1 rRNA gene (cut by a window edge) is annotated in these 1,772 nt (G+C 54.3%); it reads right to left on the bottom strand.

What is annotated here, in order from left to right:
* Positions 1–1,772, bottom strand: a 23S ribosomal RNA gene (locus HUJ22_RS13735) (its annotated part continues 189 nt past the right edge of the window); the annotation flags it as partial.

Below are 1,772 nucleotides of genomic sequence, written 5' to 3'. Positions count from 1 at the left end.
GAATTTCGCTACCTTAGGACCGTTATAGTTACGGCCGCCGTTTACTGGGGCTTCAGTCAAGGGCTTCGCCGAAGCTAACCCCCTTCTTTAACCTTCCAGCACCGGGCAGGTGTCAGTCCCTATACATCGCCTTACGGCTTAGCAGAGACATGTGTTTTTGGTAAACAGTCGCTTGGGCCTTTTCACTGCGCCCCGAACGCCCGAAGGCGCCCAGGGGATCCTTCTCCCGAAGTTACGGATCGAATTTGCCTAGTTCCTTAGCCATGAATTACTCGAGCACCTTAGGATACTCTCCTCACCCACCTGTGTCGGTTTGGGGTACGAGCGATTGTAACAAACTACGACGCTTTTCTCGGCAGCGGGATTACCTCCACTATCTCCTTGCCCGCAGGCTCGGAGTACTGTCGGGGTTCAGCTGTAACGGGAGGCGGATTTGCCTGCCTCCCAGCCTACGCCCTTTAACGTGCATTCGTCAGCACGCGGGAGTGTCACTTCTGCGTCACGCCTTAGCCTGGCGCTACAATCGGTACCGGAATATTGAACCGGTTTGCCATCGGCTTCGCCTTTCGGCTACACCTTAGGTCTCGACTAACCCTGATCCGATTAGCGTTGATCAGGAACCCTTGGGTTTTTGGTGGACGGGTTTCTCGCCCGTCTTATCGTTACTCATGCCTACAGTTTCGCTTCCAGGGACTCCACCGGTCCTCACAGACCGGCTTCTGCGCCCCTGGAATGCTCCCTTACCTCCCCCGATAAATCGGGGGACCACAGCTTCGGCAGTGTGTTTAATGCCCGTGTATTATCGACGCCGGGCCGCTTAACTAGTGAGCTATTACGCACTCTTTAAAGGAATGGCTGCTTCTAAGCCAACCTCCTAGTTGTCTGGGCAACCCAACTTTCTTTGATCAACTTAACACACATTTGGGGGCCTTAGCTGGTGGTCTGGGTTGTTTCCCTCTCGCGACGGGACGTTATCACCCCGCCACTGACTGCCTGGTGGCTCTCTGCCGGTATTCGGAGTTTGTCTAGGGTTGGTACCCGGTGAAGGGCCCTAGCCTAATCAGTGCTCTACCTCCGGAGAGACAAAACCAGACGCTATACCTAAATATATTTCAGGGAGTACGAGCTATTTCCAAGTTTGATTGGCCTTTCACCCCTATCCACAGTTCATCCGAAGACTTTTCAACGTCTGGCGGTTCGGGCCTCCATGGGGTTTTACCCCCACTTCACCCTGACCATGGATAGCTCACTTGGTTTCGCGTCTGCCCCGCTGTACTGCACGCCCGTTTCAGACTCGCTTTCGCTACGGCTCCACCCCTTAGGGGCTTAACCTCGCACAACAGGAGCAACTCGTAGGCTCATTATACAAAAGGCACGCCGTCACCCCAATAAATTGAGGCTCCGACCGCTTGTAAGCACACGGTTTCAGGTACTATTTCACTCGCCTTCTCGGCGTTCTTTTCACCTTTCCCTCACGGTACTGGTTCACTATCGGTCATACAGATGTATTTAGCCTTACCGGATGGTGCCGGCTGGTTCACGCAAGGTTTCACCGGCCTCGCGCTACTCAGGATACCCGCCTCAAAACTCGCCGTACGCCTACAGGCCTTTCACCTTCTGTGGGACTGCTTTCCAGGCAGTTTCGACTTAAGCTCGCTTCGATTATGCAGGTCCTACTACCCCGACTCCCCGTAGGAAGCCGGTTTGGGCTGCTTCCCGTTCGCTCGCCGCTACTTGGGAAATCACTTGATTGTTTTCTGTTCCTGAGGGTA

It is taken from the genome of Gracilimonas sp. (genome assembly GCF_014762685.1).
GTDB lineage: Bacteria > Bacteroidota > Rhodothermia > Balneolales > Balneolaceae > Gracilimonas.
Note: the sequence above shows the minus strand (reverse complement) of the source record. Positions and strands in the feature narration are given on the sequence as shown.